The sequence below is a fragment of the Polynucleobacter sp. QLW-P1DATA-2 genome (assembly GCF_001870365.1).
Lineage (GTDB): Bacteria > Pseudomonadota > Gammaproteobacteria > Burkholderiales > Burkholderiaceae > Polynucleobacter.
Genome location: NZ_LZMQ01000003.1, coordinates 919009 through 938388, shown reverse-complemented (window position 1 = coordinate 938388; position 19380 = coordinate 919009). Strand labels below are relative to the sequence as shown.

General features: G+C 47.0%; 20 protein-coding genes and 1 tRNA gene. 11 read left to right on the top strand and 10 right to left on the bottom strand.

The window, feature by feature from the left end:
* Position 1 precedes the first annotated feature (1 nt).
* Both A9236_RS07470 and A9236_RS07465 read right to left on the bottom strand, forming a co-directional pair.
* Positions 2 to 1312 (bottom strand): homoserine dehydrogenase, encoded by a 1311-nt coding sequence (locus tag A9236_RS07470; RefSeq protein WP_071464769.1) that lies wholly within the window; start codon positions 1310 to 1312, stop codon positions 2 to 4.
* A complete protein-coding gene (locus tag A9236_RS07465; RefSeq protein WP_071464768.1) occupies positions 1309 to 2565 on the bottom strand; it encodes a pyridoxal phosphate-dependent aminotransferase in 1257 nt (418 codons plus the stop codon). The genes A9236_RS07470 and A9236_RS07465 overlap by 4 nt, the downstream gene beginning before the upstream one ends.
* Positions 2566 to 2644: 79 nt before the next feature.
* Here A9236_RS07465 and A9236_RS07460 point away from each other — a divergent pair, with 79 nt between their 5' ends.
* The 10 genes from A9236_RS07460 (at position 2645) to A9236_RS07415 (ending at position 12689) form a co-directional block, all read left to right on the top strand.
* Complete coding sequence (locus A9236_RS07460) at positions 2645 to 3022, top strand: Mth938-like domain-containing protein (protein WP_071464767.1); 378 nt, start codon at positions 2645 to 2647, stop codon at positions 3020 to 3022.
* The gene (locus tag A9236_RS07455) at positions 3022 to 4713 is read left to right on the top strand and encodes a glycosyltransferase family 39 protein (protein ID WP_071464766.1); all 1692 of its coding nucleotides are present in this window, start codon (positions 3022 to 3024) and stop codon (positions 4711 to 4713) included. The genes A9236_RS07460 and A9236_RS07455 overlap by 1 nt, the downstream gene beginning before the upstream one ends.
* A gap of 10 nt (positions 4714 to 4723) precedes the next feature.
* Positions 4724 to 5887, top strand: coding sequence for a DegT/DnrJ/EryC1/StrS aminotransferase family protein (locus A9236_RS07450; RefSeq protein ID WP_071464765.1), 1164 nt, complete (start codon positions 4724 to 4726; stop codon positions 5885 to 5887).
* 41 nt (positions 5888 to 5928) lie between these two features.
* Entirely contained in the window at positions 5929 to 6891 is a 963-nt protein-coding gene (locus tag A9236_RS07445) for a glycosyltransferase (protein WP_071464764.1), read from the top strand.
* Positions 6892 to 7761: a formyltransferase gene (locus tag A9236_RS07440; protein ID WP_071464763.1), complete on the top strand. Its 870-nt coding sequence runs from the start codon at positions 6892 to 6894 to the stop codon at positions 7759 to 7761. It abuts the gene before it with no gap.
* 37 nt (positions 7762 to 7798) lie between these two features.
* Positions 7799 to 8845 carry a bifunctional UDP-4-keto-pentose/UDP-xylose synthase gene (locus tag A9236_RS07435; RefSeq protein WP_071464762.1) on the top strand — a complete coding sequence of 349 codons (1047 nt, stop codon included), beginning with the start codon at positions 7799 to 7801 and terminating at the stop codon, positions 8843 to 8845.
* Between the two features lie 22 nt (positions 8846 to 8867).
* Positions 8868 to 9785, top strand: coding sequence for a polysaccharide deacetylase family protein (locus tag A9236_RS07430; RefSeq protein WP_071464761.1), 918 nt, complete (start codon positions 8868 to 8870; stop codon positions 9783 to 9785).
* Between the two features lie 41 nt (positions 9786 to 9826).
* Positions 9827 to 10294 (top strand): peroxiredoxin, encoded by a 468-nt coding sequence (locus tag A9236_RS07425; RefSeq protein WP_071464760.1) that lies wholly within the window; start codon positions 9827 to 9829, stop codon positions 10292 to 10294.
* A 234-nt stretch (positions 10295 to 10528) separates the two neighbouring features.
* Positions 10529 to 12175 (top strand): PhoH family protein, encoded by a 1647-nt coding sequence (locus A9236_RS07420; protein WP_071464759.1) that lies wholly within the window; start codon positions 10529 to 10531, stop codon positions 12173 to 12175.
* On the top strand, positions 12156 to 12689 hold the full coding sequence (locus A9236_RS07415; protein ID WP_071464758.1) for a C40 family peptidase: 534 nt from the start codon (positions 12156 to 12158) through the stop codon (positions 12687 to 12689). The genes A9236_RS07420 and A9236_RS07415 overlap by 20 nt, the downstream gene beginning before the upstream one ends.
* A gap of 11 nt (positions 12690 to 12700) precedes the next feature.
* On the opposite strand, the gene dnaB is transcribed toward A9236_RS07415, so the two are convergent.
* The 6 genes from dnaB to A9236_RS07385 all read right to left on the bottom strand — a co-directional run bounded on the left by dnaB (position 12701) and on the right by A9236_RS07385 (position 17901).
* Positions 12701 to 15151 carry a replicative DNA helicase gene (dnaB, locus tag A9236_RS07410; protein WP_369821172.1) on the bottom strand — a complete coding sequence of 817 codons (2451 nt, stop codon included), beginning with the start codon at positions 15149 to 15151 and terminating at the stop codon, positions 12701 to 12703.
* Between the two features lie 70 nt (positions 15152 to 15221).
* Complete coding sequence (gene rplI / locus A9236_RS07405; protein WP_071464756.1) at positions 15222 to 15674, bottom strand: 50S ribosomal protein L9; 453 nt, start codon at positions 15672 to 15674, stop codon at positions 15222 to 15224.
* A 13-nt stretch (positions 15675 to 15687) separates the two neighbouring features.
* On the bottom strand, positions 15688 to 15960 hold the full coding sequence (gene rpsR, locus A9236_RS07400) for a 30S ribosomal protein S18 (protein ID WP_068948002.1): 273 nt from the start codon (positions 15958 to 15960) through the stop codon (positions 15688 to 15690).
* A gap of 13 nt (positions 15961 to 15973) precedes the next feature.
* Positions 15974 to 16267 (bottom strand): primosomal replication protein N, encoded by a 294-nt coding sequence (priB, locus tag A9236_RS07395; protein WP_071464755.1) that lies wholly within the window; start codon positions 16265 to 16267, stop codon positions 15974 to 15976.
* Between the two features lie 59 nt (positions 16268 to 16326).
* Positions 16327 to 16701 (bottom strand): 30S ribosomal protein S6, encoded by a 375-nt coding sequence (gene rpsF / locus A9236_RS07390; RefSeq protein WP_071464754.1) that lies wholly within the window; start codon positions 16699 to 16701, stop codon positions 16327 to 16329.
* A gap of 123 nt (positions 16702 to 16824) precedes the next feature.
* Positions 16825 to 17901, bottom strand: coding sequence for an asparaginase domain-containing protein (locus A9236_RS07385; RefSeq protein WP_071464753.1), 1077 nt, complete (start codon positions 17899 to 17901; stop codon positions 16825 to 16827).
* 59 nt (positions 17902 to 17960) lie between these two features.
* On the opposite strand from A9236_RS07385, the gene lexA reads away from it, so the two are divergent.
* Positions 17961 to 18680 (top strand): transcriptional repressor LexA, encoded by a 720-nt coding sequence (gene lexA, locus A9236_RS07380; RefSeq protein WP_071464752.1) that lies wholly within the window; start codon positions 17961 to 17963, stop codon positions 18678 to 18680.
* A 61-nt stretch (positions 18681 to 18741) separates the two neighbouring features.
* Here the strand turns inward: lexA and A9236_RS07375 are convergent, their stop codons facing one another.
* A complete protein-coding gene (locus A9236_RS07375) occupies positions 18742 to 19203 on the bottom strand; it encodes a hypothetical protein (protein ID WP_071464751.1) in 462 nt (153 codons plus the stop codon).
* Between the two features lie 85 nt (positions 19204 to 19288).
* Positions 19289 to 19362 (bottom strand) — tRNA-Cys (locus tag A9236_RS07370).
* Positions 19363 to 19380: the final 18 nt, after the last annotated feature.

Genomic DNA, 19380 nt, shown 5'->3' with positions numbered 1-19380 from the left:
ATTAAGACAGATTTTCTAAACGAATCTTCACCACTTCGCCAGCAACTGTTTTGAGATTCTGAATCTCTTGAATTGCGGCAAGCATGTTCTTCTCTTTGGTTTCATGAGTCAACGCAACTAAGTCGGTTTGACTTTCACCTTCATCAGCCTCTTTTTGCAAGAGTGCATCAATGGATACGCCATGCGAAGCCAAGATCTTGGTGATATCAGCCAATACGCCAGCCTGATCGGCTACACGCATACGCAGGTAGTAACTGGTAGTGATCTCACCAATCGGCAGGACCGGTGTGTCTTGCACTGCATCTGGCTGGAAGGCCAAGTAAGGAACACGATGCTCAGCATCAGCGCTCAATAAGCGAGTGATATCGACTAAGTCAGCAATCACTGCAGAGGCGGTTGGCTCAGAACCAGCTCCTTTACCGTAGTAAAGCGTTGTACCAACAGCATCGCCAAACACTTGCACTGCATTCATGGCGCCCTCAACGTTCGCAATTAAACGCTTCGAAGGAATTAATGTTGGATGTACGCGCAACTCAACACCAGTGCTTGTTTTCTTGGCAATGCCCAATAACTTGATGCGATAGCCCAATTGTTCTGCGTAACGAATATCAATTGCTGCTAATTTAGTGATGCCTTCAACGTGCGCTTTTTCAAACTGCATTGGAATACCAAATGCAATGGCACTCATGATGGTTGCCTTATGAGCAGCATCGACACCTTCAATGTCGAAAGTAGGATCTGCTTCTGCGTAACCTAGGCGTTGCGCTTCTTTGAGAACGGTTGCAAAGTCTAAGCCCTTGTCACGCATTTCTGAAAGAATGAAATTGGTTGTGCCATTGATGATGCCGGCAATCCATTCAATACGGTTGGCAGTTAAGCCTTCACGCAAGGCTTTAATAATTGGAATACCACCAGCAACTGCTGCCTCAAATGCCACCATCACACCTTTAGCGTGGGCCGCCTTGAAAATCTCATTGCCATGAACGGCAATTAAAGCCTTATTAGCTGTAACCACGTGCTTACCGGCGGCAATTGCCTCTAAAACCAAGTCCTTAGCAATGCCGTAACCGCCAATCAACTCAACAACGATATCAATTTCTGGATTGTTAATCACTTCACGGGCGTCATTGACCACCTGCGCACGGTCTTTAACGAGCTCCTTGGCGCGCTCTACATTTAAATCAGCGACAGTATTAATGCGAATACCACGACCAGCACGACGCGTAATTTCATCCTGGTTACGCTCGAGAACAGTGAATACGCCACCACCAACGGTGCCAATACCTAATAGACCTACTTGAATCGGTTTCATGATGCCTTTGCTGCAGTTGAAGAAGCCTTGCGGCCATGCTTATTACGATAACGCTCAAGAAAACGTGCCAGGCGACCAATCGCCTCTTTCAGAACATCTTCATGAGGCAAGAACACTACGCGGAAGTGATCAGGTTTGCCCCAGTTAAAACCAGAGCCCTGCACTAACAATACTTTCTCTTCTTTCAAGAGATCAGCAACAAACTGTTGATCGTCTTCAATTGGGTAAACCTCGGGATCTAACTTTGGAAATAAATACAAAGCCGATTTTGGTTTTACACAAGACACACCAGGAATTTCCGTGATGAGTTTCCAAGCAAGATCGCGTTGTTTTGCCAAACGACCACCATCGCTGACTAAGTCATTGATACTTTGATATCCACCTAAAGCAGTCTGAATTGCATACTGACCAGGAACGTTTGCACACAAGCGCATGGAGGCCAACATATTGAGGCCCTCAATGTAATCGCGCACCATCTCTTTATCACCTGAAACCACCATCCAGCCTGCGCGGTAGCCGCATGAGCGGTAGTTCTTTGACAAGCCATTAAAGGTAATGATGACGACATCGTTAGACAAAGAAGCTAAAGAAATATGCTTCTCGCCGTCATACAACATTTTGTCGTAGATCTCATCGGCGAACAAAATTAAACCATGTTCGCGAGCAATTTGAGTGAGCTCAAGCAATACTTCTTTAGAGTAAATCGCGCCCGTTGGATTGTTTGGGTTAATCACCACAATCGCTTTAGTACGAGGCGTAATTTTTTTGCGCAGATCGTTTAAGTCTGGCGCCCATTCTTTAGACTCATCGCAAAGATAATGCACTGGTGTACCACTGGATAAACTAACAGCAGCAGTCCAGAGCGGATAGTCAGGGGTGGGTACCAATACTTCATCGCCATCATTTAAGAGAGCGTTCATAGAAAGCACGATGAGTTCAGACACACCATTGCCGGTGTAAACATCATCCAAGGTCACGCCCTGAATGCCTTTTTCTTGGCAGTACTGCATGATCGCTTTGCGAGCTGCGAAAATACCTTTAGAGTCAGAATAAGCAGAGGCGTTACTCAAATTCCGAATCATGTCCAACTGAATCTCTTCAGGAGGATCGAAGCCGAAAACCCCTACGTTTCCGATGTTTAATTTGATGATTTTGTGACCTTCTTCCTCCATGCGCTGAGCTAACTCGAGCACGGGCCCACGAATGTCATAACAGACGTGATTGAGTTTTTGGGACTTTAGGATGGGTTTCACAATAAATTAAAGGGTAAGTTCTTGAAATCTTGGAAAAAACAGCTGGCTATAATCCACATAATTATGACAGAGAGTCCACTTGAAGCTTCAATCTGACCCGCATTCTGGAGCCAATGCAATCACTGGCTATGGCGATGGCTATGTGGAGATCAACCACGTCCCATATGCCCATGCGGTTCTACTTAGTTCTAATGGGGCTATTTCTGAGTGGCCAATAAAGTCTTTTGGGGATCTAGAAGAAGGCCATTTTGCTCAAATGGTCGATCTCAAACCTGAATTAATCCTCATTGGCACAGGCAGTCGTCAGCGCTTCCCCAAACCCGAGCTCCTGAAAGCCCTCATCCAAGCCAAGATCGGCTTTGAAATCATGGATTCCCAAGCGGCCTGCCGCACTTACAACATATTGGTAGGTGAAGGACGTCAAGTCCTGCTAGCACTGATTGTGGAGCCTGCTTAATGCAGTTTGGCCAAATTCGGCAGTCTTCAGCACTTCATCCCGGCAAGATTTTGCTCTTGCTCCTCATTTATGCCTTGCTCTGGTTCGGGACCCTGAACTACCGCCATCTCATTCCTTCTGACGAAGGTCGCTATGCAGAAATGGCCAGAGAGATGCTAGTTACGGGTGATTGGGTTACCCCTCGCTATAACGGCTACAAGTATTTTGAGAAGCCACCACTACAAGTATGGGCGACAGCCATCACATTCCAGGTATTTGGAATAGGAGATTGGCAAGCGAGACTTTGGTCTGCACTCACTGGCTTTCTGACAATCCTAGCAATTGGTTTTACTGGTACGCGCATCTATAACGCACGAGCAGGATGGTTGGCTGCTGTGGTTTTAGCATCCAGTCCGATGTGGGTAATTAGCGGCCACTTTAATTCTTTAGACATGGGTCTATCTGCTTTTTTAGTTGCCGCCCTTTGCAGCCTCTTGTTTGCGGAAACTACTGATAACAAATCAAGCAGTCGTAATTGGATGTGGATTTGCTGGGTCTTCATGGCACTCGCAACACTATCAAAGGGCGTCATTGGTGCAGTTATTCCTGCGATGGTTTTAATTGCTTACTCCATCAGTACTTGGGACTGGAAAATCTGGACACGCTTGCGTTTATTGAGTGGATTAATTTTGTTCCTCCTGATCACTGCACCCTGGTTTGTATTAGTGGCGCAACGCAACCCAGAGTTCTTGGAGTTTTTCTTTATTCATGAGCACCTTCAACGCTTTACCCAAGACGCACATAGCCGAACAGGGCCTATCTATTACTTCGTGCCCCTGCTCTTAATTGGTATCTTGCCTTGGGCATTACAAATTCCTGGCTCGATCGCACAAGCTTGGCAAGAGCGCAGAAGAGAGTTCTCTAGTGGCTGGTTATTGGTGTGCTGGTCTGTGATGATCTTTGCGTTCTTTAGCGTGTCGCACTCCAAATTGCCTGGATACATCATTCCCATCTTTCCAGCGCTAGCCTTATTGATCGGTAATCGTTTAGATCATCTATTGGGACACACCAACTCCATGGCCATGTCATGGAAGATGCAAACACTCGGATTTGCGCTGTTAGCTTGTATTGGCTTTTTCTTCTTAGCGGAAATTGGTAAGCAAGCAAGGCCTGATGAAATTGAATCCTATGCGCAATATACATATTGGGTGATTGCCGCATTAGTAGCGCTACTGAGTTTTAGTGCGTTTGCAGCACTGCAATCAAAGCGCAATGGCTTACAAAGCATTGTGAGTTTTGCAAGCGGCTTTTTCTTGTGCGCCATCATCGCTGGCACTGGTCACGAAACATTGGGGCGCGCTGTATCAGGCATTGATCTAGCTTATAGAGTGAAAACTTCTATTCCTGCGAATGTGAATATCTATTCCGTGCGCTTACTCGATCACACGATGCCGTTTTATTTGGGCAGAACCATGGTCATGGTTGAAGATCCAGATGAGCTTCAGTTCGGCGTAAACCAACAGCCAGAATTGTGGCTCCCGACCCTAGATGCTTTCATTGTGCGCTGGAAAGATGACCAAACCGCCTATGCCATCATGGTTCCTGAGCAGTATGTAGCCCTCCAAGGCTTGAACCTGCCAATGCAGGAGGTTGATCGCGACTCTCGCAGAGTGATTGTGAAACATCCAGACATGGCCAACACGGCGCAGTAATATAGAGCTCATGTCAAACACCCCTGCATTCATCCCCTTTACGCGCCCCAGCTTTAATCAAGAAACCATTGATGCTGTAGCTGAAGTGCTGCGCTCTGGTTGGGTAACCTCGGGACCAAAACTGGCAGAGTTTGAAGCAACGCTAAGCGAATACTTTGGCGGTCGTCTTGTGCGTTGTTTTGCTAATGGCACTGCAACTATGAAGATTGCATTGCAAGTGGCTGGTATTGGCGAAGGTGACGAAGTCATCACCACACCAATCTCCTGGGTAGCTACATCAAATGTTATTTTTGGCGTTGGCGCTAAACCCGTGTTTGTGGATGTTGATCCAGTTACACGCAACCTGGACTTAAATAAAGTGGCGGCAGCAATTACTCCAAAAACCCGTGCCATCATGCCAGTGTATTTAGCTGGATTACCGGTTGACATGGATCAACTCTATGGTTTAGCCAAACAATACAAGCTGCGTGTGATTGAAGATGCTGCTCAAGCTTTTGGTTCGCAATGGAAAGACAAGAAGATCGGCAGCTTTGGTGATCTGGTCAGCTTTAGTTTTCAAGCGAATAAGAATCTCTCTACCATCGAGGGCGGCTGCCTTGTTTTAAACAACGATGCCGAAGCTAGACTTGCTGAAAAATTCCGACTCCAAGGCTTAACCCGCCAAGGCATGGATGGAATGGATGTCGATGTGTTGGGCGGCAAAGATAACTTGACAGATGTCAACGCAGTCATTGGCTTGCATCAACTCAAACAATTACCCTCCTATCAAGCACGACGTACTGCATTGGCGCGCCAATACTTTGATGTGATCCGTGCTGAATTGAAATTGGCTGGATTAGAAAATCTCAAATTAGAGCTACCAGTTGAAAACTTTAGCGATAGCAACTGGCACATGTTTCAAGTAGTACTGCCACTTGAGCAGCTCGATTGTGATCGCGCTCAAATCATGACCGAATTAAAAGACCTTGGTATTGGCACTGGCGTGCACTACCCTGCTATCACTGGTTTCACCCTCTACAAAGAGCGGGGCTATAAAGCAAGTGATACACCAATAGCAGAACGGATCGGTCGTTCTATTTTGACCCTGCCTTTATTTCCAGGCATGGCAGACGAAGATATTGGCCGCATCTCCAGCGGATTTGTCGGAATCCTTAAGAAACACCGCAAAAACTAGCCTTATTGGGTTAAATCCTCAGAATCAGGCAAAATTGCAGCATGACTGCCAATTTAGTTGCCAACCCGAAGCTCAGCATTGTTATTCCCGTTTACAACGAGGAAGATGGTCTCCAAGCATTATTCGACCGCCTCTACCCAGCGCTTGATACTCTTGCCGCCAAGCGCAACATTGCTTACGAAGTCGTTTTTGTAAATGATGGCAGTAAAGATCGTTCAGCCGGCATTCTGGCAAAACAGGTTGAATTACGCCCTGACGTTACGCGCGCGGTTTTATTCCATAGCAACTTTGGTCAACACATGGCGATCATGGCTGGCTTTGAATATGCCAAGGGTGAACACATCATCACTTTGGATGCAGACTTACAGAATCCTCCCGAAGAAATTGATGCATTGACTGAGCAGCTACTCAAAGGCCATGATTATGTAGGCACCATTCGCGCAGATCGTCGCGATAGCTTCTTCAGAAAATTTGCTTCACGTGCCATGAATCATTTACGTGAAAACATTACTCGCATCACCATGACCGATCAAGGATGCATGTTGCGCGGTTATAGCCGTCGCATTGTTGACTTAGTGCGTCAATGTGATGAGAACAATACTTTCATACCAGCCTTGGCTTATACCTTTTCTGCAAACCCAATTGAAATTACCGTTAAACACGAAGAGCGTTTTGCTGGAGAGTCAAAGTACAGCCTCTACCAACTCATTCGCTTGAACTTTGATTTGGTAACCGGCTTTTCTATCATGCCTTTGCAGATCTTCTCGATACTTGGGATGCTCTTATCCCTCGCTGCTGGCAGCCTATTCGTCTACCTATTAGTCCGCCGCTTCCTTCTGGGCGCTGAGGTAGAGGGCGTATTCACCCTCTTCGCACTAACCTTCTTCCTCATAGGCGTAATGCTCTTTGGGCTTGGCTTATTGGGTGAATATATCGGCCGCATCTATCAGCAGATCCGTAATCGCCCGCGTTATGTTGTGCAAACTGTTCTAGAGAAAAAATAATTGCACGCAGTCGTATTCGCATATCACGATGTTGGTGTCCATTGCCTCAAGGCATTACTCAAGGCTGGCATTGAGGTTGATCTCGTAGTGACGCATCAAGATGACCCCAATGAGAATGTTTGGTTTGGCAGCGTTGCCAAGCTCTGCCAAGAGAAAAGCATTCCTTACATCACACCAAGCGCTAGTGAGTTAAGTAATTTAATCCCGAAGTTTGAGGCGCTATCACCGGATTACATTTTCTCTTTCTACTATCGCCATATGATTCCGGCAAAGATTTTGGCTTGCGCCAAGATTGCTGCATTGAATATGCATGGCTCATTACTTCCAAAGTACCGTGGACGCGCGCCAGTCAATTGGGCCATCTTGCATGGCGAGACTGAAACTGGCGCCACCTTACATGTGATGGAAGTAAAACCTGACGCAGGGGATATTGTTGGTCAAGCATCGGCAAGTATTGGTCCTGATGAAACCGCTACAGATGTCTTTGGAAAAGTTAGTGGAGCAGCTCTTGAAGTCATCAATCAAGTCCTGCCAGATCTGATTCAAGGAAAAGTCCCGCGCAAGCCCAATGAACTCGCAAAAGGCAGCTATTTTGGCGGCAGAAAGCCGGCAGATGGGCAAATTCACTGGAATCAAACCGCCCAACAGGTCCACAACCTTGTCAGGGCTGTTGCACCCCCTTATCCAGGCGCTTTTACTGAACACCACAGCAAGACCATGATTGTGGCCAAAACCAGCCTAAAAGGACCTTTTCCTGCCAATCTAGATCTTGGGGCTACAGGCATCCAAGTGGTTGATAATCGGGTATTCGGCATTTGCGGCGACCGCCAAGCAGTTGAAATCTTGGAATGGTTTCCAGCAAGCAAATAAGCAGCACTACAAATTAGATTAAAACGAGGCAGTAAAGATGAAAAAAGTACTCATTCTTGGCGTTAACGGTTTTATTGGCCACCACCTTTCCAAGCGCATCCTGGAGACAACTGATTGGGATGTCTACGGTATGGATATGCAGAATGATCGCTTGGGTGATTTGATCAATCATCCGAGGATGCACTTCTTTGAAGGTGACATCACCATCAATAAAGAATGGGTCGAATATCACATCCGTAAATGCGATGTCATCTTGCCTTTGGTTGCGATCGCTACACCAGCGACTTATGTACAGCAGCCACTCAAAGTATTTGAGCTCGACTTCGAAGCCAATCTCCCCATCGTGCGCTCCGCTGTTAAATACAAAAAGCACCTAGTGTTTCCATCAACCTCTGAGGTTTATGGCATGTGCGAGGACAGCGAGTTTGATCCAGCCAAATCGAATATGGTTTACGGCCCAATTAATAAGCCACGCTGGATCTACGCCTGCTCCAAGCAGTTAATGGATCGCGTGATCTGGGGTTATGGCATGGAAGGTTTGCGCTTTACCCTCTTCCGCCCATTTAACTGGATTGGTCCTGGACTTGATAGCATCTACACACCAAAAGAGGGCTCCTCCCGCGTAGTGACTCAATTCTTAGGTCACATCGTTCGTGGCGAACCGATTAACTTAGTTGATGGAGGTGCACAGAAACGCGCCTTTACTTATATAGATGACGGCATCGATGCACTGATGCGCATCATCGACAATAAAGACGGCATTGCAAACGGCAAGATCTATAACATCGGCAACCCAAAGAACAATCACTCTGTTCGCGAATTAGCCAATCAGATGTTAGACATCGCACGTAGTATTCCTGAGTACGCTAAAACAGCAAATGATGTGAAGATTGTGGAAACTACTTCTGGCGCATATTACGGTGAAGGCTATCAAGACGTTCAAAACCGTGTTCCAGCCATCGACAACACGATGAGTGAATTGGCTTGGAAACCGACAACGACGATGGCAGATGCACTCAAGAATATTTTTGAAGCATATCGCCAAGATGTTGAAAAAGCCCGTTCTTTAGTTGATAAAGAATAAGTAGAAATAGACTCAAGGATTCATGGCTAAGATTGCTCTCAAAGTTGATGTCGATACCTTACGCGGTACCAAAGAGGGCGTTCCTAATCTAGCTCGTACCCTTGAGCGCTTTGGCTTAAAAGCTACCTTCCTATTTAGCCTAGGGCCTGACCATACTGGCTGGGCTTTAAAGAGAGTCTTTCGTCCCGGTTTTCTAAAAAAAGTGAGTCGCACTTCGGTTGTAGAGCACTACGGCATCAAAACCCTACTCTATGGCGTTTTACTTCCCGGTCCTGATATCGGGAAAAAAGCAGCTGCAGAAATGCGCGCAATAGATGAGGCCGGCCATGAAACAGGAATTCATACTTGGGACCACGTTGCTTGGCAAGATGCAGTTCGCAATCAAGACTCAGCATGGACCAAGGCAATGATGCAAAGAAGTTGGGATCGCTTTGTGGAAATCTTTGGGCATGCACCAGCGACTTATGGGGCAGCTGGCTGGCAAATGAATGAAGCCGCATTTGAACAACTCGACCAGTGGGAAATTACCCATTCCTCCGATGGAAGGGCTGAGCCCAACTTGATACCTTATCGACTCGCACTTGCCTCAGGCAAAGCAAACCACGTGCAATATCCGACTACCCTCCCCACCTTTGATGAACTAATTGGTATTGATGGTGCAGATGAATTTGGGGCAGTTAAAAAGCTCCTTGAGATCACTCAGAGCAACCCCAATGATCAAGTCTTTACTCTGCATGCTGAATTAGAGGGTCAGAAGCTGTTGCCTGCCTTTGAACGGCTATTGGCTGGATGGCTAAACCAGGGTCACGACCTCGTCACCATGGGCGAGCTTCATCAATCCTGGAAGGCCACCAATCAACTGGATAAAATAGCGGTACTACCACTGACTTGGGGTGAAATACCCAACCGAAGTGGTGAATTGATTATTCAAAATAGCTGAACTAGTAATACCAATAGATAAATTACAAACGAAAGATCATCATGACAGTCACTATCGGCCAACCTATTCCAGCATGTTCTATTCCTGCGACATCGGGCCTGACTTTTTCTCCAGCGTCTGCAACTGGGAAAAAATTAGTTCTCTACTTTTATCCAAAAGATATGACCCCAGGTTGCACTGCTGAGTCCGGTGAGTTTCGTGACAATATCGAAGCCTTTACTAAGGCCAATACTCTGATCGTTGGTGTATCCCGCGATAGCCTGAAGTCTCATGACAATTTCCGCAGCAAATTAGAGCTCCCGTTTGAGCTGGTTTCTGACGCTGAAGAAAAGCTCTGCCAACTCTTTGGCGTCATCAAGATGAAGAATATGTACGGCAAACAGGTCCGCGGTATTGAGCGCAGCACCTTCCTATTTGACTCCTCTGGCAAGCTCGTTCAAGAGTGGCGCGGCCTTAAAGTTCCAGGGCATGTGACAGAGGTATTACAGGCCGCTCAAGCTGCCAAATAATTTTTACAATAATTTGATCTGAGGTGCTTGCAAACCCCAAATTTTGGGGTAAAGTGATTCATATGCACCGTAAACGACGGGAAAGTCTGACAATCCGTTTGAATCAGAAACCTGAGCAACTCAAAGCAGGTTCGGGGAGCAACCCCCTCCGTTTTTTAGAAGTTCTTGCAACCAGTTTCGTAATAAACCGTCAACGCACTCCGCTTGGCGGTTTTTTCTTTTAGGAGAGTCTGCATGCCATTGCCACCCATCCCAACTCAAATTGCTGATCAAGTGAAGCTTAGTCGGAAAGATACTCCCGACCTCAAGAAACGCCCAGCTCCAGCAAAACCAGTGGTGGTAGAAAGTTCCGATTGGACTAATGATGCAGAAGAAGATTTATCTGCAGCAGAAGTGGCTCTAGAAAAGATCAAAGCAGATCGCAGTCCAGCTCGCAACGATAGCAAGTCAACAGCTCCAGCAAAACCCAAGCGCGTCATTCGTACTGGACCCCCTTCTTTGTTTGTGCTCGACACCAACGTCTTGATGCATGATCCAAGCTCTTTATTCCGCTTCTCAGAGCATGACCTTTTCTTGCCGATGACCACGCTTGAAGAGTTGGACAATCACAAGAAAGGTATGACCGAGGTAGCCCGCAATGCTCGTACCGTTAGCCGCTCCCTAGATCAATTGGTTGCTGGCACCAGCGGCACATTGGATGAAGGCATCCCCCTGAATAAGCTTGGCAACCAAGATGTTTCAGGTCGACTCTATTTCCAAACCAAGTTGTCCACCCAAGCATTGCCAGAGGGCCTGCCAGAGGGTAAGGGCGACAATATGATTTTGGCGGTGGTCAGCGAGTTACAAAAAACCCGTAAGGGGCAGGAAGTGGTGTTGGTATCCAAAGATATCAACATGCGTATTAAAGCGCGTGCGCTTGGTTTGCCTGCCGAAGATTATTTCAATGACCAAGTTTTAGAAGATCGTGACTTAATGTATTCGGGAGTCATGGCCTTATCAGCCGACTTCTGGCCAAAACATGGCAAGGATATGGAAAGCTGGGCAGACTCTAAATCTGGCACTATGTTCTACAGAGTGACTGGTCCTGCTGTACCTAGTATGTTGGTCAATCAATTTGTCTATCAAGAGAATCCAGATGGCTCAACACCTTTTTACGCACATGTTAGAGAAATCAATGGCAAGACTGCCCTCTTGCAAACTCTTAGAGACTTCTCTCACCAGAAAAATAATGTCTGGGGCGTAACTGCCCGTAATCGTGAGCAAAACTTTGCTATGAATCTGCTCATGAACCCAGATGTAGATTTTGTAACCCTCTTGGGACAAGCCGGTACTGGTAAAACCTTACTAGCCTTGGCTGCAGGACTAGAGCAAGTTTTAGATAGCAAACGCTACAACGAGATCATCATCACTCGCGCCACTGTACCTGTGGGCGAAGATATTGGCTTCCTCCCAGGAACGGAAGAAGAAAAAATGCAGCCTTGGATGGGTGCATTTGATGACAACCTTGAAGTTTTGCAGCGCAATGATGACGCTGGTGAATGGGGTCGTGCCGCGACTCAAGAACTGATTCGCTCGCGCATCAAAGTCAAGAGCATGAACTTCATGCGTGGCAGAACCTTTGTGAGTAAGTTTGTGATAATCGATGAGGCGCAAAACTTAACGCCGAAGCAAATGAAAACTCTCGTAACCCGTGCAGGCCCTGGAACGAAGATTATTTGCTTAGGCAATATTGCTCAGATTGATACGCCGTACTTAACCGAAGGTTCATCTGGCCTTACCTATGTGGTTGACCGCTTCAAAGGCTGGCGCCATGGTGGCCATGTCACCTTGGCACGCGGTGAGCGTTCACGTCTTGCGGATCATGCTGCCGACGCACTCTAAGCAAATCCTCTCATGCCGCACTCTTATGGGGTGCGGCATTTTTATTTGTACGATTCTCGTGTTATCGGGGTGTAGTGTTTTTAGAGGCAACTCAGGGCCGGCAAAAGTTGCACAATTTAAACAGGATACGAGTGTTGGGACTGAAGATATTTCGATAGCCGCAGTTGGCTTAGTCGATGTTCCCTATCGCTATGGGGGCAATACTCCCAAAGGTGGGTTTGATTGCAGTGGATTGATTGTGTATGTGTATAACAAAGCAGCAGGCATTAAATTACCTCGCACAATTGCCCAAATGAGCAATCAAGGTAGAAGTGTTGATAACCAGCCACCAGCCCCGGGTGATTTGGTGTTTTTCAATACCACTGGTGAAAAGTACTCCCACGCTGGTATTTACGTTGGGCAAGGAAGATTTGTACATGCGCCAAGTGCTGGGGGCACGGTACGGCTAGACTACATCACCTCACCCTACTGGGCGGCCAAATTTACTGAGGCAAGGCGGATTGCTTCCCAGTAGATAGAAGCGCTTTAGAACGGCTCGTAACCGCCAGATGAATAAGCAACTGATCCCATCGCCAAGTTATCAAACTTGGTATAGGGGCCTTGCCAACTGAGGCGTACGGTACCAATTGGACCGTTACGCTGCTTACCGATGATGATCTCTGCCACACCTTTATCGGTAGTGGTATCAGGGTGGTACACCTCATCACGGTAGATGAACATAATTAAGTCGGCATCTTGCTCAATCGCACCTGACTCACGCAAGTCAGACATGATTGGGCGTTTGTTCGGACGCTGCTCAAGGCCACGATTTAACTGTGAGAGAGCAACAACTGGACACTGCAATTCTTTTGCAAGTGATTTAAGTGAGCGAGAAATCTCTGAAATCTCAGTTGCACGGTTTTCAGAACCAGAACCACTCATGAGCTGCAAGTAATCAATCACTACCAAACCTAAGGTGCCACCAAAGTTTCTGGCAATACGACGTGCGCGTGCGCGTAACTCTAAGCTTGATAAAGAGCCAGTCTCATCAATCAAGATTTGGGTATTACTTAAACGAGCAATTGCATCAGTAACACGTGGCCACTCATCATCTTGCAACTTGCCGGTACGCATGCGACTTTGGTCGACGCGCCCTACCGATCCCAGTAAGCGGGCTGCTAACTGCTCGCCTGACATCTCCATTGAGAAGACGACAACTGGCAAGCCTTCAGCTAAGGCAACATTCTCTGCAATGTTCAATGCAAATGCAGTGTTGTGGGTAACGACGTAATCATTCGTTACATAAGTTCTTTGAGGATGGCTCACTGAAATACATTGCGCCTCAGACATTCTGGAGGGAACAATGCTTGTAAATGAAATTCTGCGCTGACGATCCCAGCTTGCTCTTAATCTTTCCTTCTTTTCAGGCAAGGTAAAAGCCTCAAAACCAGGGCCAAAGCTCATGTTCAAAACATAAGACAAACGGCCTTGCTTCTTCTCGCCCTTATAGGTATAGCTAGTCTGCTTCTGCGCAATTGAGCAAAAACCACCTAATGATCTAGCTAAAGTGGCAACATCCTCTGACAATTGCTGGCTCGCTGTACAAAAGCGAATGGAGCCCCATTTCTCAATCCAACCATCGGTGTCCATCAACCCCTGGAACAACGCGAGACGAGAATTCTTATTGGCCTCTAGATAAGTGGCGGGAATATATTTGTCAAAACTTCTGCAACCTAATACACCTAATTCACCCAAAGCGGCTCTATAGTAATTTGTCCTTACAGCTGCTCGTTGACCATTAGCAGCAATTCTTTCTTTCGAAACTACTCTCCAGTCATAAGCGTTAGCATGCACCAACTCCATCTCATAGTTCGCAAGTAAATTCATGCGCTCAATCAGCTCGGGAGACTTGGTGGAAAACATCACTGAGCCATGAGATAAGGCCAAAGTTCCATCACCGAGCAATGCTCCTAAAACCCATGGATGAATTGGCAATGCATTTGAGTGGCCAAACTCTCCTGAGACCGGATCAATCCACAATCTATTTTTATATCGAACACACTGCAGCATCTCCATTAAGCGAGTTGTATTGATAACGCGTGGCTCAGACCAATCGCGATACATCACACGCCATAAATGCTCGTCACAACACTCAGCTTGACGCCCATCAGAAAAAGTAACCTTGTATATCTGCTTAGTGCCCTGCGGATAAATACCAGTCACCATTGAATGTTGGCCATCAACAGAAGCGAGGCGATCACCAAAACGCAAATCACCCATCAGCTTCCAGCCATCAACTGTTTTTACTTTTGCGTCTAAAGGTTGTGCTTTACCCATAGAAGGACGACCCGCAACAATCACCAAGTCACCCTTTTGCAGACCGCTGGTTTGTTTATCTAAATCCAGAAAGCCAGTTGCAATACCAGTAATATCGCTGCCGCCTTGGCGGTTATAAAGCTCATCAATACGGGCAACAACTGCCTTAAGGAGGGGTTCGATTTCGAGATAGTCGGCTTTGCGACTACCCTCTTCACCAATTTGTAAGATGCGAGACTCTGCTTCATCCAGCAAAGTTCTGACGGTGCGCCCCTCAGGGACAAATGCAGAATTGACAATGCTGTCTGAAACTTCAATTAGGCGACGCAAGATACTGCGATCACGAACAATGTCGGCATAGCCTTTAATATTCGCTGCACTTGGCGTGTTTTGCGCTAATGAATTGAGGTAATCAATACTAACGAGGTCACCACCTTGTTCAGACTTAATTGCATCATGAACAGTAATGACGTCAGCAGGATGATTGTCGCCAACCAAACGCGCAATGACCTTGTAGATCAGAGCATGCTCAGGGCGATAGAAATCTTTATCGTTTAGGACTCCACCCAGGTTATCCCAAGAAGAGTTATCGATCAGTAGACCGCCGAGCAGTGATTGCTCGGCTTCTACAGAATGCGGCGGAACTTTTAAAGCCTGCACGACTGCATCCCCAGAACCCATCATGCCAGGATTCAGTGTCACGGAACGTGAACGGGATTCAGCCATGAGGCTAGTGTACAGATCTTAAAACTTAAGCTTGCTCGCCAACTACACGAATCGTGATGTCAGCCACTACATCGGTATGCACAGCAACCGCTACAGGGTGATCACCAACCATCTTCAATGGGCCAGTAGGCATGCGAACTGAGGACTTCTCAATCGCAAAGCCCTTAGCTTTTAATGCATCCGCGATGTCATGGTTGGTTACAGAACCAAACAAACGACCGTCAACGCCAGCTTTTTGACCGATTTCGAGAACCAAGTCTTTGAGCTTCACGCCAACCGCTTCAGCAGCAGCCAATTTCTCAGCAGCCAATTTTTCCAACTCAGCACGACGAACTGCAAAGTCAGCAATTGCTGCTTCAGTTGCACGACGCGCTTTGCGCTGTGGGATTAGGAAGTTACGAGCGAAACCGTCTTTAACGCGAACTACGTCACCGAGGTTGCCCAAGTTTGTTACTTTTTCTAAAAGAATAATTTGCATTGAGGGCTCCCAATTATTTTCTATGTTGATCGGAGAATGGCAACAAAGCCAAGAAACGAGCACGCTTGATAGCAGTGTCTAACTGACGCTGATATTTTGCTTTTGTGCCTGTCAAACGAGCAGGAGTGATCTTGGCGTTTTCGCCAATGAAGTCCTTCAATGTGTCTACATCTTTGTAGTCGATCTGTTCTACGCCAGCAACAGTGAAACGGCAATAACGCTTACGCTTGAACAATGGGTTCTGAGCTGGTTTCTTTTTGAAATCGGGTTTCTTTCCAAACGCCATGATGATTTCCTCTTTAATTTTTCAATTGAATATGGGTAATGTGGAAAACAAGTCTTTGATTACGTAGAGTCTTGGGTGCCAAGAATCCTTCGAACACTGCCTCAGCTCCTAAATCCATTTGCTCAAGATCCTTTTGTATCGGACCGATTGCTATGGCTTCAACGCTCATTTGAATTTTCCTAGCCACTCCTACCTCGTTTGCTTGGCCGCTATGTTCTAGCTGGCAATGCATCACCGGTATTCCTGCTGGTGTAAATCGAATCGCGTCTTTAGATACCAAGATTGCAGTGAGGGTGAAATGATTCAACGCCGCTCCGCTTCTCTGATACGTTTTCTAGTCTGTGTATTCCTCTTCAAATTTCTAACTTAAGCCGCTGCTACTGGAGCGTCGGATTGAGCTGATTTGCGTGCTTCTTCACGTTGCACTTCTTTCATCATGATGGAAGGCTCTGTTTCAGCTTTCTTAGTCTTGATGATGAGGTGACGCAAAACAGCATCGTTAAATTTGAACGCATGCTCGAGCTCTTCCAGAGTTTTCTGGTCGCACTCAATGTTCATGCAAACGTAGTGGGCTTTAGCAAGCTTGTCGATCATGTAAGCCATCTGACGACGACCCCAATCTTCAATACGATGGATTTTGCCGCCCGCAGCTGCTAATGTAGCTTTGTAACGATCGATCATCGCTGGTACTTGCTCGCTTTGGTCCGGATGGACGATAAAGACGATTTCATAATGACGCATCAAACACTCCTTAAGGATAGAGTCACCTGGGCGTCTTGCTAATTTCTGATGGTTATGAAATCAGCGCCAGTGTGACAAGGTAGTAACAAATTGTAGGTACTGCTCACAACACTTTTTAAACCCTTACCTAATTTCAGGCAAGACCGCTATTCTAGCAAAAAAATCCTGCCAAGTCAGGGATTTACCGACTAATTTAGCCTGTTTTTCAGCATAGATCGCTAACTGCAGTGCAATTCTGGCCCTAGGGGCTGAAAGCGTACCTGAAGCCATGCATCCGACCAGATCCTTTTCAGGAATATCCTGCCAAGTAGTACCTGCACCAGTTCTGGTTGTCCTTACCAAGGCAATGCCGTGCTTTACAGCCGCAACGAGAGATTCCCTCCAGGCATCATGAAAACCTCCCATGCCAGAACCAGCCAGGACCAAGCCCTTTACCTTAGAGCCTAGCCAGTGGGTAATCGTTTCTGAGCGAGCGCCTGCATGACTAGTCAGGATCTCAACCCATGGCCAATCATCCCCCTTCGGAATAGGCAAATCGGCTGTCCAAGCCTCCTGAACCGCCTTCACCCCGGAGAGCCAAGACGGGTTGATCAAGCCCACGGAGCTACTTGGAGAGGCTTGAATGGGGGCATTTAGAGCTGTGCCGTGGCGTTTGGCCAAATCCATCGCTAAGCACCCCCTGCCGTCCATGACGGCGTAGACCCCACCAGGGCAGTTATCCAATGGGGTTGAGGCCCAGCGGATGGCATCCAGTAAATTTGAAGGGCCATCCGCCTTAGGCACATTGGCCGGCAACATCGCCCCGGTAATAATGACTCTTTTGCCTAAATCTTGAGCAAGCTTTCCGCAAGTTAACTGCAAAAAGACACCGGTCTCTTCCATCGTATCGGTGCCGTGAGTGACCACTATGCCTTGCACCCATGTATTAGAAAGGGACTCTCTAACGGACTCCCCCAATTGACTCAATAAACCCTCGCTTAAGTTACGGCTATTGATATTGGCCACTTGCCGGGAAACCAGCTCAATTCCCCCAGGGATCACCGACTGAATCTGGGCAAGCAAAGAGCTCACCTCTACCTGGCCAGCCTCATACTGAAGAGGGTTTTCCTCGGGTTTTGCAGCTAATCCAGCAATCGTGCCACCCATACCGAGAACCAATATATGGGGTGAATTTTCAGAGTTGTGTTCAATTGAGCTCATACCCCATTATCGCCCTTAAATTGCTTGAATTATCAAAAAGTGCTGTATACAATCCCAGTATGGACATAAACACAGTCGATTTTCAAGAGGAGCTAACTGCCCTCCCTAAACTCACCGCACGCCAGAGTGAGATTTTGGAACTCATCACCAAAGCGATCGATGAGAGCGGCTCACCTCCGACTCGCGCAGAGATTGCGACTCAACTAGGATTTGCCTCGGCAAATGCTGCTGAGGAACATTTGCGTGCGCTCGCGAAAAAAGGGTATATCGAATTAACGCCAGGCACATCGCGCGGCATTCGCATTCCACAACGATTTAATCAAACACAACAGTCAAATCAATATCGTCAGCTGTCATTGCCATCTGGCGCATTACAACAGCTGACTCTTCCGTTGATTGGTCGTGTTGCTGCAGGCTCACCCATCATGGCAGTCGAGCACATTGAGAAGCAAGTACCGATTGATCCAAGCTTGTTTAGCAAAGGCGCTGATTACTTGTTGAAAGTAAAGGGTATGAGCATGCGCGATGCAGGTATTTTGGATGGCGATTATTTAGCCGTTAGAAAAACTACCGAAGTACGTAACGGCGACATCGTAGTTGCACGTCTTGATGATGAGGTCACTGTTAAGCGCTGGAATCAGAAGAAAACGGCCAACGGCTTGGTAGTTGAATTGCAAGCCGAGAACCCAGACTTCAAAAATATTTTGGTTGATAGTCGTCAACCAAATTTTGCAATTGAAGGTCAGGCAGTTGGCCTAATTAGGGCCGAAGGCCTATAAGCTCAGCCCCCATAAGAAAAGGCCTCCAGTGGAGGCCTTTTTATTTCCTAATCTACAACTGTTACTTCTTGCTAGGCGCCACTACGTTAGCGTTCTTTGGTGATGAAGTAATTGTGATCAATGTTTTAGGTCCAGTTAATGAACCTTCATTCAACTCTACTGTGGCAGTGCGATCACCCTTGGTAAATACTAAGATGCTCGTTTTTGATTTCACAGCACTTACTGTTGTCCAGCCAGCAGTTGGATATTCTGACTGGAAGAAAGCATAAATATCTGTTGGTGATTGAACACCAGAAAGAACCACTCGACCAACCCAGCTGTCACCACGCCCTATGATTAATGAATCAGCACCAATAATTTTTGAGGCTGCAGGCAAAGGCATGCCGCCCAATAACTGCGCCTGAACTTCTTGAACTTCCTGAGGAGTGCCTGTTGGCGAGTCGCCAGAACTAGCGCACGCGCCCAACAATGCCGATAGTGACAATACGACAGCGCTCAGTTTAAGAGTGTGGATTTTGATCATATTTCGCTTTACAGAATAGATGCGACTTTCATATAGGTACTGAAAGTATTTTAGGTGCTCCACCTATTTCGTCAAGCGAAATTGCTGGAGGCGCGTGAGGGAATCGAACCCCCGTACGAAGCTTTGCAGGCTCCTGCCTAACCACTCGGCCAACGCGCCATATGCCTGAATCAAAAA

Excerpts from the sequence above, each read along its gene's own strand:
- dnaB (WP_369821172.1), bottom strand. The coding sequence starts at position 15,151 with ATGGGTTCTGGGGATGCAGTCGTGCAGGCTTTAAAAGTTCCGCCGCAT.
- lexA (WP_071464752.1), top strand. The coding sequence starts at position 17,961 with ATGGACATAAACACAGTCGATTTTCAAGAGGAGCTAACTGCCCTCCCT.
- A9236_RS07385 (WP_071464753.1), bottom strand. The coding sequence starts at position 17,901 with ATGAGCTCAATTGAACACAACTCTGAAAATTCACCCCATATATTGGTT.
- A9236_RS07375 (WP_071464751.1), bottom strand. The coding sequence starts at position 19,203 with ATGATCAAAATCCACACTCTTAAACTGAGCGCTGTCGTATTGTCACTA.
- A9236_RS07455 (WP_071464766.1), top strand. The coding sequence starts at position 3,022 with ATGCAGTTTGGCCAAATTCGGCAGTCTTCAGCACTTCATCCCGGCAAG.
- rplI (WP_071464756.1), bottom strand. The coding sequence starts at position 15,674 with ATGCAAATTATTCTTTTAGAAAAAGTAACAAACTTGGGCAACCTCGGT.
- A9236_RS07425 (WP_071464760.1), top strand. The coding sequence starts at position 9,827 with ATGACAGTCACTATCGGCCAACCTATTCCAGCATGTTCTATTCCTGCG.
- A9236_RS07430 (WP_071464761.1), top strand. The coding sequence starts at position 8,868 with ATGGCTAAGATTGCTCTCAAAGTTGATGTCGATACCTTACGCGGTACC.
- rpsR (WP_068948002.1), bottom strand. The coding sequence starts at position 15,960 with ATGGCGTTTGGAAAGAAACCCGATTTCAAAAAGAAACCAGCTCAGAAC.
- rpsF (WP_071464754.1), bottom strand. The coding sequence starts at position 16,701 with ATGCGTCATTATGAAATCGTCTTTATCGTCCATCCGGACCAAAGCGAG.
- A9236_RS07445 (WP_071464764.1), top strand. The coding sequence starts at position 5,929 with ATGACTGCCAATTTAGTTGCCAACCCGAAGCTCAGCATTGTTATTCCC.
- A9236_RS07415 (WP_071464758.1), top strand. The coding sequence starts at position 12,156 with ATGCTGCCGACGCACTCTAAGCAAATCCTCTCATGCCGCACTCTTATG.
- A9236_RS07450 (WP_071464765.1), top strand. The coding sequence starts at position 4,724 with ATGTCAAACACCCCTGCATTCATCCCCTTTACGCGCCCCAGCTTTAAT.
- A9236_RS07470 (WP_071464769.1), bottom strand. The coding sequence starts at position 1,312 with ATGAAACCGATTCAAGTAGGTCTATTAGGTATTGGCACCGTTGGTGGT.
- A9236_RS07435 (WP_071464762.1), top strand. The coding sequence starts at position 7,799 with ATGAAAAAAGTACTCATTCTTGGCGTTAACGGTTTTATTGGCCACCAC.
- A9236_RS07420 (WP_071464759.1), top strand. The coding sequence starts at position 10,529 with ATGCCATTGCCACCCATCCCAACTCAAATTGCTGATCAAGTGAAGCTT.